Origin of the sequence: Vibrio sp. V08_P9A1T1, assembly GCF_963874405.1 — a bacterium.
Classification (GTDB): Bacteria; Pseudomonadota; Gammaproteobacteria; order Enterobacterales; family Vibrionaceae; genus Vibrio; species Vibrio anguillarum.
In genome coordinates this window covers 1-15,315 of record NZ_CAWNIB010000300.1, presented here as the reverse complement: position 1 = coordinate 15,315, position 15,315 = coordinate 1, and the positions used below count along the sequence as shown (strand labels likewise).

Here is a 15,315-nt window from a genome sequence, read left to right as displayed (position 1 = left end):
CCAGCGTAATTATTTTTTGATATTTTTCGCACCAATCTCGGACAGTAGCTTCTGGGGGACACGCGTAATGACCATTCAGGCTGATTGTGACATTACGTAGGGTAGGTATCAGCAAGTCCTTTTGTTGATAGACGGGATACTCTTGCAGCGGGAGCTGCATGTGAATGGGAAACCCAACATTGAACTCATCATCACTTAACACACTGACGTTAATCAGCTTTGTACTTCCTCTATGCCCTGTGCTTGAAGACAGTTCTATCACCGAACCTTGATTCTCTGATTTAGTAATCTTTCATCGAAGACGATGAACCAATTTCCGTTTTTGCCCTTTGGCTAATACGGAGCTTATTGCTATGTCATATTTCCTTATATTCAAACCAAACCAAGGAAATAGGCGGAAATTTTCACATTCAAGGGGAAGGGAAATGAGCACAGCCTTTGAAGTCGATAACACTATCGCAAACATTTTTTCATCTCAGGTACCTGTTGTTGAAGGTATTTATGATCTCACACCGGACCAAATTCTACTCGATCAAATTGAGCATGAATCTGAAGTTCGTTCATACCCACGCCGTCTACCGATTGCCATCAAGCAAGCTTATGGTGCGTTAGTAGAAGATACGCGCGGACAAATTTTCCTCGACTGCTTAGCGGGTGCGGGAACGTTGGCGCTTGGGTATAACCATCCTGAGATCAATCAAGCACTGAAAGAGCAGTTAGATTCAGGTCTGCCATATCAGACATTGGATATGACAACGCACGCTAAAGACAAATTCATCAAGCAAGTAAAAGCATTTTTGCCTGAAGAGTTTGCAAAAAATTCCGCGATTCAATTTTGTGGACCTTCTGGTGCGGATGCCGTTGAAGCGGCTATCAAGCTGGTGAAGCAGACAACGGGTCGTAACACCATGTTTGCGTTTCGCGGTGCTTACCACGGTATGACCAACGGAACGATGGGCATGATGGGCAACCTGAATACTAAAGCTCGTCGCACAGGGTTAATGTCGGATGTGCATTTTATGCCATTCCCATACAACTTGCGCTGCCCGTTTGGTTTAGGGGGCGATGAAGGTGCCAAAGCGAGCATTCGCTACATCGAACGTCTGCTGAACGATGACGAAGCAGGCATCATGAAACCGGCGGCCATTATTGTTGAACCTGTTCAAGGTGAAGGTGGCGTTATTCCCGCTCCAGCATTCTGGCTGCGTGAGCTACGCCGTATTTGCGATGAACACGGTATTTTATTAGTTTTTGATGAAATTCAATGTGGTGTAGGTAAATCGGGTTACCGCTTTGCATTTGAAGAGTCTGGCATTTGTCCTGATATTCTTTGCTTATCTAAAGCCATTGGTGGTGGTCTACCAATGTCTATTCTTGTGTTCAAGAAAGAGATCGATACTTGGAAACCGGGTGAGCACACAGGCACGTTCCGTGGTAACCAATTGGCCATGGTTTCTGGTGCGAAAGCGTTAGAAATTATTTTACGTGATAACCTCGTTGAACACGCTAATGTCGCGGGTCAGTACCTACGCCAAGGTCTTGAAGCGATTCAACGCCGCGTGAATTGTATTGCGGAAGTTCGTGGCAAAGGTTTGATGCTCGGCCTCGAGATTCGTAAACCAAACGGTGAAATGAACAAATTTGGCGAGCCAATGGCCGATGGTCAATTAACACTCGCTATCCAACGCGCAGCACTTGAGCGTGGGTTGATGGTTGAAAAAGGTGGCCGTGAAGGATCCGTTATTCGTTTCTTACCACCGATTATCATCTCATTCGAGCAGATCGATTTTGCCCTGCGCACTCTTGAAGCGGCGATTTTAGCCGCAGGTGGCGGCGAGAAAGATCCAGATCCAGAAAATCAAGCGTGGAAGAAGCATTTTATCCAAACTGGTGAAATGGGCAGCAATGAATTTGCCGATGTGATGAACCATGCCACTTCTGCGATGAAAGCTGTTTTTGAACAAGCCAAAGCGCCTTATTCAGGTTTGGATCCAAAGCAGCTTGAAGAAGCGATTTACGCAATAGATTTGGATAACAAAAATGCGCCATTGAAGGATGTGATCTCTGAAATGGCAGATCTGGTAGCCAAAAATTCCATTATCGTTCAACACCCAGATTGTATTGCTCACCTGCACACGCCACCCTTGATGCCATCAGTAGTGGCTGAAGCGATGATTGGTGCGTTAAACCAGTCCATGGACTCATGGGATCAATCGTCTTCTGCTACCTATGTTGAGCAGAAAGTGATTGATTGGATGTGTGAAAAATACGAACTCGGCGCTCAGGCGGATGGTATTTTCACCAGTGGTGGCACGCAAAGTAACCAAATGGGTTTAATGTTAGCTCGTGACTGGATTGCCGATAAATTAAGTGGTCACTCTATTCAAAAGCTGGGCTTACCTGAATATGCCGATAAGCTGCGTATTGTGTGCTCGAAAAAATCGCATTTCACCGTGCAAAAATCGGCCTCTTGGATGGGGTTGGGCGAGAAAGCCATTTTGGCGGTTGATGCGAATCCAAACGGCACAATGGATGTCACCAAACTGGAAGCGGTTGTTGCACAAGCGAAAGCCGAAGGTCTTATTCCATTCGCTATTGTTGGAACTGCAGGCACAACGGATCACGGTGCGATTGATGATCTGTCGGCGATTGCGGATGTAGCACAGCAACATGATCTATGGATGCATGTGGATGGAGCATACGGCGGCGCATTGGTTCTAAGTAGCCATAAAGCACGTTTGCAAGGCGTTGAGCGTGCGCACTCGGTCAGCGTCGACTTCCATAAATTGTTCTTCCAAACGATCAGTTGTGGCGCGGTGTTGCTCAAAGATAAAAGTCACTTCAAGTATCTACTGCATCATGCGGATTACCTTAACCGTGAACATGATGAACTGCCAAACTTGGTGGATAAATCTATTTCTACGACCAAGCGTTTTGATGCATTGAAAGTGTTTATGACAATGCAAAACGTAGGCCCTAAGGCTTTGGGTGAAATGTACGATCATTTGCTAGAACAAACACTGCAAGTGGCAGATTTAGTTCAGCATCACGATGCTTTTGAACTCTTGGCTGAGCCTGCGCTCTCCACCGTGTTATTCCGTTCCGTGGATAAACAAGCGGTAGATTTTGACGAGTTGAACAAAGCGTTGCGTTTAGAAGCATTGACACGTGGTGTCGCGGTGTTGGGCGAGACGATTGTGGATGGCAAAACAGCGCTTAAATTCACCATTTTAAACCCATGCTTACAACTGTCAGATTTCAAAGCATTACTTAATAAGATTGAAGTACTAGCCTCTGAGCTAGCCAAGGCATAAAGGAATACAAACAACCATGTCTATTTTACAAATTGGCGCGGGAGGCGTTGGCTGGGTTGTCGCACATAAGGCGGCCCAAAACAACGACATACTCGGTGATATTGTTCTTGCTTCTCGTACTCTTGAAAAGTGCGAGAAGATCATTGAATCGATCAAAGGAAAAAATAACCTTAAAGATCCAACTAAAAAACTTGAGGCACGCACCGTCAAGGCGGATGACGTAGCCTCGTTAGTTGCATTAATTAAAGAAGTCCAGCCTGATCTTGTGATCAACGCTGGCCCTCCTTGGGTAAACGTGCCAATCATGGAAGCATGTTATCAAGCCAAGGTTTCCTATCTAGATACATCGGTTGCTGTTGACCTTTGCTCTGAAGGTCAACAAGTGCCTGAAGCGTATGATCCTCAATGGGCATTTCGTGAAAAATTTAAGCAAGCAGGCATTACCGCTATTCTCGGTGCTGGTTTTGATCCGGGCGTGGTTAGTGTGTTTGCCGCGTATGCGGTGAAACACCTCTTTGACGAAATCGACAGTATTGATGTGATGGACATTAATGCAGGCGATCACGGCAAAAAATTTGCGACTAACTTTGATCCAGAAACCAATATGTTAGAGATTCAAGGTGACTCTTTCTATTGGGAAGAAGGGCAATGGCAGCGTGTTCCTTGCCATTCACGAATGCTAGAATTTGATTTTCCTCAGTGCGGCCAGCACAAGGTGTACTCCATGTCGCACGATGAAGTACGTTCGATGAAAGAGTTTATTCCGGCCAAACGAATTGAATTTTGGATGGGTTTTGGCGATCGTTATCTCAACTATTTCAATTGCATGCGTGATATTGGTTTATTGAGTCCAAACCCATTGACGCTGCAAGATGGTACTGTGGTTCAACCACTTCAAGTGCTTAAAGCGATGCTGCCAGACCCAACCTCTTTGGCTCCTGGTTACAAAGGCCTGACTTGTATTGGTACTTGGGTGCAAGGTTGGAAGGATGGTAAACAGCGCAGTGTCTTTATCTACAATAATGCAGACCATGAAGTGGCATACCATGATGTAGAGCACCAAGCTATCGCTTACACCACGGGCGTTCCTGCCATTACTGCGGCATTGCAGTATTTCCAAGGGCATTGGGCACAAGCGGGCGTGTTTAACCTAGAGCAGCTTGACCCTGATCTGTTTTTAGAAACGATGCCGAAATTAGGTTTGGATTGGCATGTTCAAGAGCTCGATATCGGGCAACCAGAGATTAAAATTCTAAAATAAGAGTTTTCGATAGTTAAGCCGATGCAGATGTGTCGGCTTTCTTCAATTTGAGAGTGATAAATAGATGCAAAAAAGCGAACTCCAAACGCCCTATTTTATGATTGATGAATCACAGTTGATCGCGAACCTAGAAATCGCGAAGCAGCTCAAAGAGATGTCGGGCGTCAAACTCGTCTTAGCTTTAAAATGCTTCTCTACTTGGGGAGTGTTTGACATCATCAAACCTTACTTAGATGGCACCACCAGCAGTGGCCCATTTGAAGTAAAATTAGGTTACGAAACGTTTGGTGGTGAAACTCACGCCTATAGCGTTGGCTACAGTGAAGCTGATGTTAAAGAAGTGGCCGATATTTGCGACAAAATGATTTTTAATTCGCAATCCCAGTTGGCCGCTTACCGTCATTTAGTTGAAGGCAAGGCGTCATTGGGTTTACGTTTAAACCCCGGCGTGAGTTACGCTGGGCAAGATCTTGCCAATCCCGCACGTCAGTTTTCTCGTTTAGGTGTTCAAACAGACCATATTGATAACTCAGTGTTCGATACTATCAATGGCGTGATGTTCCATATGAACTGTGAGAACAAAGATGCTGATGCGTTCATTGCGTTATTAGATTCGATCTCTGAGCGTTTTGGCCAATATCTGGATAAGTTAGATTGGGTCAGCCTAGGCGGTGGTGTGTTCTTCACTTGGCCTGGTTATCCGCTAGAAAAATTAGCATTAGCGCTTAAGGCCTTTTCAGAAAAGCATCAGGTTCAGCTTTATCTTGAACCGGGTGAGGCGATCATCACGAAAACGGCTGATTTAGTGGTGACTGTCGTCGATATCGTTGAAAATGGCATGAAAACAGCGATTGTTGATTCGGCAACTGAAGCGCATCGTTTAGACACACTGATTTACAAAGAGCCAGCGGCTATCTTAGAAGCGAGTGCGAACGGTGAACATGAGTATGTCATTGGCTCGTGTTCTTGCTTAGCGGGTGATCAATTTTGTGTGGCTTCATTTGAACAGCCATTATCGATTGGTCAGCGGTTGCATATCATGGATAGCGCGGGCTATACCATGGTGAAATTGAATTGGTTTAATGGCCTTAAAATGCCTTCCGTGTATTGTCAACGCAGTACAGGAGAGCTTCAGAAACTGAATGAATTTGGCTATGAAGACTTTAAACGTTCATTATCTCAATGGTCGGTAAACTGATGACAATAGGCCTCACCATACAGTGGGTGAGGCCTATTTTTGTAAAATCACACCTTAGAGTTTAAAGCTTTTCATTCTTTCGTCTAATTGGCGTGAAAGAGCGGCCAAGGTTTCACTCTCTTCTGCCAAATAGTTTGCCGATTGTGACATCTCCAATGCTGAATCGTTAATGCCACTGACGTTACGGTTCATTTCTTCGGCCACTGCACTTTGTTCTTCTGCCGCAGTGGCGATTTGAATTGCTTTGTCACTCACATGCTGAATATGACTGACGATCAAGGAAAGATCGCTGCCTGCATTTTCTGCCCGCTCCACACTGTTATAAGCGAGATCTTGGCTTTTTTGCATCGCGTTTGATGTACTAACGGCCAGTTGCTGTAAGCGGTTAATGGTGGTTTGGATTTGGTCAGTGGAATGATGAGTACGGCTAGCTAAATTTCTGACCTCGTCGGCGACCACTGCGAATCCTCTACCTTGTTCTCCAGCACGTGCGGCTTCAATCGCTGCATTTAGCGCAAGTAAATTAGTTTGTTCAGAAATGCCGCTGATCACTGTGGTAACTTCACTGATTTGCATCACGCCTTCTTTGAGTTTGTGCACTTGCTCAGTGGCCACTTCCAGCTCTTTTGAGAGCGCTTTAATGCTGTCCACACTGGAATGTACGTCTTTATCGCCTAAGCCGGCTTCTTTGCTGGCATCCAATGTGTCTCTTGCTGTCTCTTCTGCATGGCCTGCAACATCGGCAACAGTCGCACTCATTTCATTCATCGCGGTTGCGAGCTGGCTTAATTGGTCACGTTGGCTGGTCACCGCTTGGCTAGTTTCTTCCGCAGAAGAAGCGATGCGAATGGCGGCCTCTGCAAGCAGGTTTGCTGAGGTGACCGACTCGATTAATGCTAAACGCACTGCGCTTACACTGTCATTGATACGACATGCCACAATGCCAATCTCATCTTCCCCCATTACGGGGACCTGTGCGGTTAAATCGCCGCTTGCCACTTTTTTCATGACTTCTTTAATTGACTCTAACGGCATAATGATGGCTCGGCTGATGACCACCCCAAGCGTTGCCATCACAAACACAACTGCCAATGTCGCTCCTCCCATCTTGAGGATCTGTTTGTTGATCGCCTCTTCAATGTCATTGATGAGCATGCCTGAGCCGATAATCCAATGCCACGGCGCAAACCCGTGGACTGCCGATAATTTCTCTGCGGGTGTTCCACTGTTAGTCTGCCAAGGATATGTCAACGTGCCTTGTTGACCATTTTTGCCAAGTTCAACCATAGTGAACCAAAACTCGCCTTGTGTATCTTTTCCTGGGCTTCCCATCTGTTTGCCAACCAAATCAGTGCGAATCGGATGGGCAATGGTGTAACGAGACTCATCGATAGCAAAAAGATAGTTGTTGCTGTCAAAACGTGTGTTGTTGATGAGTATCTTCGCCTGTGATTTAGCTTCGTCTTCGGGGAGTGTTTTCTGAAGGTGTGAGATTTGTGAGAGGAGAGTATCGATAACTGCGTTCAACCTCGCTTCACGCTCTACGACTAAGTTACTTCTCAGCGCGCTAGTTGCAATGAACAGTAAGCTCAATAAGCCAACAATTGCAACCGCGATAATAGCGGTCAGCTTGTAGCTGACCTTAATATTTTCAAGCTTCAACATGACGTTACCACCATTAAAACAACCCAACCTTATTGCTGGGCATATTGGTTTACCTGTTGTACTTGAGGTTACCGTGATGTTGGTTACGTTTGATTGCCAGAGTCACAAGGTTTGTTAATACTCATTAGTAATCATCCGTTTATCCATCTGACGGCGTCTTCAAGTTATTCGGCATCTAGGATTTGCAGGCTTAGATTAATTATGGTTACCCGCTCTCTAATATTGGAATATGGTCGTCATTTCGCGAATGCAATTAGTTGATTTTGTTAACTGAATCACAACTTTAATCTTACTTAATAGATAGTGAGATCGATAAAAAAGGAAGCATCAGCTTCCTTTTTTCGGGGTCGTAAACGAGATTACACTTCTAATATCACGCGCGTATCTTCACTGAGCGCTTCAAGCTCATCGGCTACGTCTTCAATTTGTATCGCAGCTGGGAGCTTGATGGCTAGGTTGGCGGTAAATAAACTTGAGCTGACACCACCGCCACCCGCAATAAAAACGCGTTGGCAATCCATATCTAAAATATTGATACCTTGATTATCAAGAAGGTGGGTGATTTCGTTGACGATGCCTGCACGGTCGTTTGCATCAATCCGCAGTTGGTAAATCGTTTCTTTTTCGTGTTGATGTACGTCAGAATCAACAATCTGCACCAGAAGATCGGGTTGTTCTCTAAATGCTTGTTGAACGATAACGGCATTTGAGGTCGGTAACTCTATTTTAATGACGGCAGCTACTTGGTTTTCAATAAAGTTCACTTTACTTATTAACCATTTTCCACCATTTTCATGAGTGATAGCGGCAAGATGTTTAATTGTGGCTGGTGTTGCACTGCCGACGAAATTGACGATAAAAGTACTGTTCATAATAGGCCTCCCATAGCAAGCTAACGAAAGATAAATCGTTGATCTTGAATTCCTTTCACTTCAGTGTAGAGGCCTATCTTAGATAAGACTTGATGAGAGTCAATTTTTTACATTTACGCAGTCTCTTGCTTGTCAGTATTCATACTTGGGCCACAAAAATAGCCTTGGCTTTAGGCATTGGCCTTGTGTTTAGCCCTGTTTTTTAGAAACTGACTTTGAGATTAAGGCCATAAAATTGCGAATCATAGCTAGCGCCTGAGTCCAAAGCAAACTTTGCGGCATCTTGGTTACCAAACCAAGGTGTGCCATTAAATTCTACTTCGGCATCGCCTCCCCAAGCATTTGATACCCAGCCATGGATATGTCCAACAGGGTTGAGGAAGAAAAGTGTGACATCACCCAGAGTCGATGAACCCAACACTTCACCACCTGTGGTAACAATATCTTGTTCCGCTTCAAACATCAGCTCACCGACAACCGCACCGAAAAAGGGCGTAATAAACAAGTCTTGCCATGACGGTATCTCGGCAAACGATTCTACGCCATATTCCCAAAAGAAAGTCGACATAACACCAGAGTAAAGAAAAGATTCAAACTCATTAAATCCAGCATGTCTTGCGGCTGTGTAGTAAACGCCACCAAAGTAGGGGTGCATAATGTAGTTGAGATAATGTTCATCTCTATCCCAAGTGGGGCCGGATGATACGTTATCTTTCCATTTGCTGCCTATGCCGCTTATGCTGCGATCCTCTTCATCCCATTTGGTAATGGATGCAGGCAAAAATGTCATTAAACCAACGGTTGCTACGCTTAATCCTAAGATGGTGTAGGTTTGGCCTTTGAGATAGTCCCAGTCTTTTGTATCTTGCACGGTAAGATATTTAGGCAGCGCGGGCTCTTCAAGGTTTAGCGGTTGCGACTCTGCTAAGCTTGCTAAAAATGGAGAGTTCGATTGGTAAATATTCGGATCGTCATTAAAACAAGAAATTTGATTGCAGTCGACCGTATAGGAAAACTCAATGTGTTGGTTGAAATCGTATGCAGTGGCACTAGCACAAGCCGAAAACGATAACATCAATGGTATGATGCTTTTCTTTGACACGGAGGGCTCCAAAGTTTTGTTTTTAATGATCAGAATCACAATTATCTATTAAAGCGGCGGTGATGAAAACAGCAAATTATGTAAATAAGGAAACTTATGAGAAAAATAGCATTCAAAGCGTTATATATTGCACTTTATTCTCTGCCGTATTGATTGATAGCACACCTGTAAGCGTACACAAAAGGACACCATGATATGTTGAAAATAGCAATGTTAAGCACGGGTGAGGAAGTGCTCCATGGCGATATTGTCGATACCAATGCTGCTTGGTTATCCAGTGAGTTCTTCCAGCACGGTTTTTCGTTAGTAAAACGATCAACGGTAGGCGATAGCCAGCAAGCCTTGGTTGAAGAGTTACTGATGCTCAGTTTCAATAATGATGTATTGATCGTGAATGGCGGGCTCGGCCCAACGTCTGATGATTTAAGTGCGGCGGCGGCGGCTCAAGCGGCGGACCAAAAGTTGGTGTTGTCTGTGCTGTGGAAGCAAAAACTGGACGAATTTTTTGCGCAGCGTGGTGTTGTGATGCCAGAAAGTAACCTCAAACAAGCGATGTTACCGGAGTTCTCTGACATCATTGATAACCCAATAGGGACGGCTTGCGGCTTTAAAGTTCAGATTAATGATTGTGTTTGTTATTTCACCCCCGGAGTACCCAAAGAGTTTAAGCTGATGGTCTCTGAACAGATTTTACCTGACTTGCTAGCGACATACCCACAACAAACGGGATTAGAGTGCAGCCGTTTATTCACTCTGGGTTCATCGGAATCGGCCATTTCAGATAAGTTGGATAAATTAGTCTTACCGGAAGGGTATATGCTGGGGTATCGTTCTTATCTGCCTTTTATTGAGGTGAAATTGTTTGGTCCGAAAAGTGATTTAGAACGCCGAGTAAAACTACTACAGATCATCTACCAGCATTTGGAACAACATGTTGTGAGTGTCGATGAACCTATGCTCACGCATATCGGTCATTTAATGCAAGACAAAGGATTATCGATCTCTATTGCAGAACAAGCGACCAAAGGTTGGCTCGCCAGTTGGTTGTTAAGTAACGAGCAGGTGGAAGCGTTGAGCGGTCACTGCTGGATTTTGAGCCGCAACGTTGAATCGGGCTTAGGCGATCAAGATCCACTCGCGGCGTCATTAGCGCTTGCTGGCGCAACGAAGGAAAAGTGTTCTACTTCGTTATCGCTCGTGACTGGTGTATTAAATGATGATCAATTTAGCCTAGCTTTATCGGCTCCGCAGGGAGAGTGGGGACAGATCCTCAAATTCAAGCGTCGTTACAGCGCCGATGAGCAGAGGGAGTTAATGGGGACCATCGCGGCTGATATGTTACGCCGCTATTTATCGAATAAGCCTATTTTTGCTCAGTATGGGGCACTAATCTCCGTCAAAGAGATGTTTTTACCTGCGAGCGCCATTGGCTAATTAACTCAATGTGTTAGCGTATTTTTAAACCTAAGTTGTTGATAATTAAGTGTTTTGTATTTAAATTGTATCGGGTGGTAACTGCATGATTTTTTAGCTTATTCCGTAGGTTCGGTGAGGTGCTTAGCTTATGATTATTTCGTCTAAAGACTAAGCTCATGATTTCACGCATCAGATAAAATTGTTTCAAAATTGGGTCTTTTTTACACATCTTTTCTCTGTACACTGTCAGTCCGCTCGATGAAATTCAGCAGGAGGCTGACATGTTTAACCAATCGAAAATTTTAGTTTGGTATAAAGTTGCAAGTCAAAAAGTGATCTTAGGTGAGGCATTGAGTAATGAAATGAGTGATGTTGTTTCTTTGTGGCTCAACGCTCCATCAGACTTAGATACGCCTAGCTATCAAGGATATAGACTTTCATTGTTTGATGGGGATGGCAGAGAAATCGCTAACAAATCCGTATCAATGGGTACAGCTGATGGCATTCTTCTAGGAATGTATAAAGCCAGAGCATAGCTCTGGCTTTACCTTTTTAACGCGCCAATGTGTGATGCGTTAACAGTGCACTATTGGCAGATCGAGATTAGGCTCGCCTTGCTTTGGGTCGATAATTAACACCAGCAAGTTCCACGTGGCTTTTGGCTTTACAAATACAGGGCAATATTTCGTTGCGCTCTGTGTAAGCCATCGCAAAACCAACATATTCCACTTCACCTTTAACGAGCGTGCAGCGACAGGCACCGCAGTGACCATCGCGACAGTTGTACTCTGGCTCTAGCCCCGCACTCTCCATACTTTCCAATAAAGTATTGGAAGAGTTTGATTCTATGGTTGTAACTTTGTTGATTTTAATGGTCGCCATTACAGCTCAAAGTCCTCGAAGTCATTGGCACGAACTTCATTGTCAATTTGGCCTACAAGGTAGGAGCTGATTTCTGCTTCTTGAGGTGCAACTTGTACGTTGTCTGAAGACAACCACGCATTAATCCAAGGAATTGGGTTTGATGTTGCGCCGGGGTAGGCGATATCTAAACCAACCGCTTGCATACGAACGTTGGTGATGTATTCAACGTATTGGCACAGAATGTCTTTGTTTAAACCAATCATCGAACCATCTTTAAACAGATATTCAGCCCACTCTTTTTCTTGTTCAGCAGCCGCTTTAAACAAATCAAAACACTCTTGCTTGCACTCTTCAGCGATTTGTAAGAAAGCGAAATCGTCTTGTCCATTACGCAGCAAGTTGATCATATGCTGTGTACCAGTCAGGTGCAAAGCTTCATCACGTGCAATCAACTTGATGATTTTGGCGTTACCTTCCATCAATTCGCGCTCTGCAAAGGCAAATGAGCAGGCGAAGCTGACATAGAAACGAATCGCTTCCAACGCATTGACTGACATCAAGCAAAGATAAAGTTTACGTTTCAGGTCACCTAAGCTAATTTTGACGCTCTCACCATTAATCTGATGTGTTCCTTCACCAAAACGGTGATAGTCATTAGACAGTTGGATCAGATCATCGTAATAGTGCGCAATGTCTTTTGCGCGTTTCAATATGTGTTCATTTTCGACGATGTCATCAAACACAATACCCGGATCATTCACAATATTACGAATAATATGAGTGTATGAACGTGAGTGGATCGTTTCTGAAAATGACCAGGTTTCAATCCATGTTTCCACTTCAGGAAGCGAAACCAGCGGTAGCAGTGCCACGTTAGGGCTGCGACCTTGGATTGAATCTAGTAGCGTTTGATATTTTAAGTTCGAGATGAAAATGTGCTTTTCATGATCTGGAAGCTTGTTGTAATCAATGCGATCACTCGATACGTCGACTTCTTCTGGACGCCAGAAGAACGAGAGCTGTTTTTCTATCAGTTTTTCAAAAATTTCAAACTTTTGTTGGTCGTAACGAGCCACGTTAACCGATTGGCCAAGAAACATCGGTTCTTTGAGTTGATCATTCTTTTTTTGAGAAAAAGTACTGTAAGCCATAAATGCCTCAATCCCTTTTAAGCTCCCCTGCGTGGGGAGCATTATTGAATACGTTGAGTGAAATAGAGTTAGATCTTACAACCGCCGCCCGCACAATCATCATCTTGTGCCTGTACTGCGTCTTTTTGATCATCCTTCGCGCCATCACGAGTGTTGTGATAGTACAAGGTTTTCACACCAAATTTATATGCCGTCAGCAGATCTTGCAGCAACTGTTTCATTGGCACTTTGCCACTTTCATACGCGCTGGGGTCGTAGTTGGTATTAGCGGAAATCGCTTGGTCAACAAATTTCTGCATGATGCCGACTAGGTGCAGATAACCGTTGTTAGAACCAATATTCCACAATAACTCATAGTTCTCTTTCAAATTAATGAAATCCGGCACGACTTGTTTCAAGATGCCATCTTTTGAGGCTTTTACTGAAACATAACCGCGAGGAGGCTCAATACCGTTGGTGGCATTGGAAATTTGCGAAGAGGTTTCTGAAGGCATTAACGCTGTTAACGTTGAGTTACGTAAGCCAAATTCCATGATCTCTGCGCGCAGCGCATCCCAATCATAATGCAAAGGTTCTGCGCAAATTTGGTCGACATCTTTTTTATAGGTGTCGATAGGCAGCAAGCCTTTGGCATAATTTGTTTCATGGAATAGAGGGCATCGGCCTTGTTCTTTGGCTAACGCGACTGAAGCCTTCAACAGGTAATATTGCATCGCTTCAAAAGTGCGGTGTGTCAAACCATTTGCACTACCGTCCGAATATTTCACGCCATTTTTCGCCAGATAGTAAGCGTAGTTAATCACGCCTACACCCAATGTACGGCGATTCATGGTTGACTTATAAGCGGCAGGCAGTGGGTAATCTTGATAATCCAACAGTGCATCTAGCGCACGAACCACAAGATCAGACAACTCTTCGAAATCATCCAGAGATTGAATTGAACCTAAGTTGAATGCCGAAAGCGTACATAGCGCAATCTCACCTTCATTATCTTCAACATTAGACAGCGGTTTCGTCGGTAGTGCGATCTCCAAACAGAGATTGGATTGGCGAACAGGCGCTACAGACGCATCAAACGGGCTGTGCGTATTGCAGTGGTCAACGTTCTGGATGTAGATACGGCCAGTGGAGGCACGTTCTTGCATCAATAGGGAGAACAGTTCTACCGCTTTCACCGTCTCTTTTTTAATCGAAGTGTCATTCTCATATTGAACATACAAACGTTCGAATTCGTCTTGGTTTTCGAAGAATGCGTCATACAATCCAGGCACATCAGAAGGGGAGAATAGGGTGATATTACCGCCTTGAACTAAGCGAGAATACATCAACTTATTGAGCTGAACACCATAGTCCATATGACGAACACGGTTCTCTTCAACGCCGCGGTTATTTTTCAATACCAGTAGCGACTGCACTTCACCGTGCCACAAAGGGTAGAAGACAGTGGCTGCGCCACCACGTACACCACCTTGAGAACAGCATTTCACTGCGGTTTGGAAATATTTATAAAAAGGAATACAACCCGTGTGGAATGCTTCACCACCGCGAATTTCCGAGCCTAATGCACGAATGCGGCCCGCGTTAATACCAATCCCCGCACGCTGTGATACATAACGTACGATAGAGCTTGCTGTGGCATTGATTGAATCTAAGCTGTCACCACATTCAATCAACACACATGAGCTAAATTGACGGGTAGGCGTGCGCACGCCCGACATGATTGGCGTTGGCAGCGAGATTTTGAACATTGATGTTGCGTCGTAAAAACGCTTAATGTAATCGAGACGGTTTTCTTTTGGATATTTCGCGAATAAGCAAGCGGCAACCAAAATGTAGAGGAACTGGGCACTCTCATAAATTTGTTTCGTCACACGGTTTTGCACGAAGTACTTACCTTCAAGCTGTTTTACCGCGGCGTAAGAAAAATTAAGGTCACGTGCGTGATCGATATAAGTGTCGAGTTCTTCAAATTCTGCGCGAGTATAATCTTCGATAAGGTGCTTATCGTATTTGCCCATTTCAACCAAACGAGAGACATGGTTGTACAAAGTGGGTGGCTCGTATTGTCCGTAGGCTTTTTTACGCAAATGGAACACCGAAAGACGAGCCGCTAGATATTGGTAATCTGGCGTCTCTTCTGAAATCAAATCGGCAGCGGATTTGATGATAGTCTCATGGATGTCAGAGGTCGTAATACCATCGTAAAACTGAATGTGAGCTTTCAGTTCTACTTGTGATACAGAGACATTGTGCAGGTCTTCCGCAGCCCACGCGATTACACGGTGGATTTTCTCAAGATCAATTGTTTCTTTGCGTCCATCACGCTTGGTGACAGTAAGTTTTTGGTTCATTCTGCTTCATTTCCCTAACAAAACTGATTAAGGCCGTATTTTTGTAGAATTGTTGTAAATTTCATCGCGGCTTTGTGATCTGAATTTATCTATATATTGTAGTGCAAACACAACATATAGG

The 15,315-nt window shown here is 44.4% G+C and carries 11 protein-coding genes; 5 read left to right on the top strand and 6 right to left on the bottom strand.

The window, feature by feature from the left end; translation table 11 throughout:
* Positions 1 to 425 precede the first annotated feature (425 nt).
* The 3 genes from AACT21_RS15455 to nspC all read left to right on the top strand — a co-directional run bounded on the left by AACT21_RS15455 (position 426) and on the right by nspC (position 5,773).
* A complete protein-coding gene (locus AACT21_RS15455) occupies positions 426 to 3,314 on the top strand; it encodes a pyridoxal phosphate-dependent class III aminotransferase (RefSeq protein WP_094164597.1) in 2,889 nt (962 codons plus the stop codon).
* Between the two features lie 16 nt (positions 3,315 to 3,330).
* On the top strand, positions 3,331 to 4,575 hold the full coding sequence (locus AACT21_RS15450) for a carboxynorspermidine synthase (RefSeq protein ID WP_017044304.1): 1,245 nt from the start codon (positions 3,331 to 3,333) through the stop codon (positions 4,573 to 4,575).
* Positions 4,576 to 4,639: 64 nt separating this feature from the next.
* Positions 4,640 to 5,773 (top strand): carboxynorspermidine decarboxylase, encoded by a 1,134-nt coding sequence (gene nspC, locus AACT21_RS15445; protein ID WP_017046172.1) that lies wholly within the window; start codon positions 4,640 to 4,642, stop codon positions 5,771 to 5,773.
* Between the two features lie 54 nt (positions 5,774 to 5,827).
* Here nspC and AACT21_RS15440 read toward each other — a convergent pair whose 3' ends face one another.
* From AACT21_RS15440 to AACT21_RS15430, 3 genes are all read right to left on the bottom strand, one after another.
* Positions 5,828 to 7,438: a methyl-accepting chemotaxis protein gene (locus AACT21_RS15440; RefSeq protein ID WP_026028013.1), complete on the bottom strand. Its 1,611-nt coding sequence runs from the start codon at positions 7,436 to 7,438 to the stop codon at positions 5,828 to 5,830.
* Between the two features lie 359 nt (positions 7,439 to 7,797).
* Positions 7,798 to 8,310 (bottom strand): glycine cleavage system protein R, encoded by a 513-nt coding sequence (locus AACT21_RS15435; protein WP_013857004.1) that lies wholly within the window; start codon positions 8,308 to 8,310, stop codon positions 7,798 to 7,800.
* Positions 8,311 to 8,512: 202 nt separating this feature from the next.
* A complete protein-coding gene (locus AACT21_RS15430; protein WP_017044301.1) occupies positions 8,513 to 9,451 on the bottom strand; it encodes a DUF3943 domain-containing protein in 939 nt (312 codons plus the stop codon).
* Between the two features lie 156 nt (positions 9,452 to 9,607).
* Between AACT21_RS15430 and AACT21_RS15425 the strand changes: the two genes are divergently transcribed.
* The gene (locus AACT21_RS15425) at positions 9,608 to 10,846 is read left to right on the top strand and encodes a CinA family nicotinamide mononucleotide deamidase-related protein (protein WP_094127013.1); all 1,239 of its coding nucleotides are present in this window, start codon (positions 9,608 to 9,610) and stop codon (positions 10,844 to 10,846) included.
* A 263-nt stretch (positions 10,847 to 11,109) separates the two neighbouring features.
* Complete coding sequence (locus AACT21_RS15420; RefSeq protein ID WP_013857001.1) at positions 11,110 to 11,364, top strand: hypothetical protein; 255 nt, start codon at positions 11,110 to 11,112, stop codon at positions 11,362 to 11,364.
* Positions 11,365 to 11,431: 67 nt separating this feature from the next.
* Here AACT21_RS15420 and yfaE read toward each other — a convergent pair whose 3' ends face one another.
* The 3 genes from yfaE to nrdA form a co-directional block, all read right to left on the bottom strand.
* On the bottom strand, positions 11,432 to 11,710 hold the full coding sequence (yfaE, locus tag AACT21_RS15415) for a class I ribonucleotide reductase maintenance protein YfaE (RefSeq protein ID WP_013857000.1): 279 nt from the start codon (positions 11,708 to 11,710) through the stop codon (positions 11,432 to 11,434).
* Positions 11,710 to 12,843 carry a class Ia ribonucleoside-diphosphate reductase subunit beta gene (gene nrdB / locus AACT21_RS15410; protein WP_010318364.1) on the bottom strand — a complete coding sequence of 378 codons (1,134 nt, stop codon included), beginning with the start codon at positions 12,841 to 12,843 and terminating at the stop codon, positions 11,710 to 11,712. The genes yfaE and nrdB overlap by 1 nt, the downstream gene beginning before the upstream one ends.
* Positions 12,844 to 12,911: 68 nt before the next feature.
* Positions 12,912 to 15,194 (bottom strand): class 1a ribonucleoside-diphosphate reductase subunit alpha, encoded by a 2,283-nt coding sequence (nrdA, locus tag AACT21_RS15405; protein WP_017046168.1) that lies wholly within the window; start codon positions 15,192 to 15,194, stop codon positions 12,912 to 12,914.
* Positions 15,195 to 15,315 lie beyond the last annotated feature (121 nt).

Coding starts and splice junctions, on each gene's coding strand:
- AACT21_RS15455 (WP_094164597.1), top strand. CDS start 426: ATGAGCACAGCCTTTGAAGTCGATAACACTATCGCAAACATTTTTTCA.
- AACT21_RS15450 (WP_017044304.1), top strand. CDS start 3,331: ATGTCTATTTTACAAATTGGCGCGGGAGGCGTTGGCTGGGTTGTCGCA.
- nspC (WP_017046172.1), top strand. CDS start 4,640: ATGCAAAAAAGCGAACTCCAAACGCCCTATTTTATGATTGATGAATCA.
- AACT21_RS15440 (WP_026028013.1), bottom strand. CDS start 7,438: ATGTTGAAGCTTGAAAATATTAAGGTCAGCTACAAGCTGACCGCTATT.
- AACT21_RS15435 (WP_013857004.1), bottom strand. CDS start 8,310: ATGAACAGTACTTTTATCGTCAATTTCGTCGGCAGTGCAACACCAGCC.
- AACT21_RS15425 (WP_094127013.1), top strand. CDS start 9,608: ATGTTGAAAATAGCAATGTTAAGCACGGGTGAGGAAGTGCTCCATGGC.
- AACT21_RS15420 (WP_013857001.1), top strand. CDS start 11,110: ATGTTTAACCAATCGAAAATTTTAGTTTGGTATAAAGTTGCAAGTCAA.
- yfaE (WP_013857000.1), bottom strand. CDS start 11,710: ATGGCGACCATTAAAATCAACAAAGTTACAACCATAGAATCAAACTCT.
- nrdB (WP_010318364.1), bottom strand. CDS start 12,843: ATGGCTTACAGTACTTTTTCTCAAAAAAAGAATGATCAACTCAAAGAA.
- nrdA (WP_017046168.1), bottom strand. CDS start 15,194: ATGAACCAAAAACTTACTGTCACCAAGCGTGATGGACGCAAAGAAACA.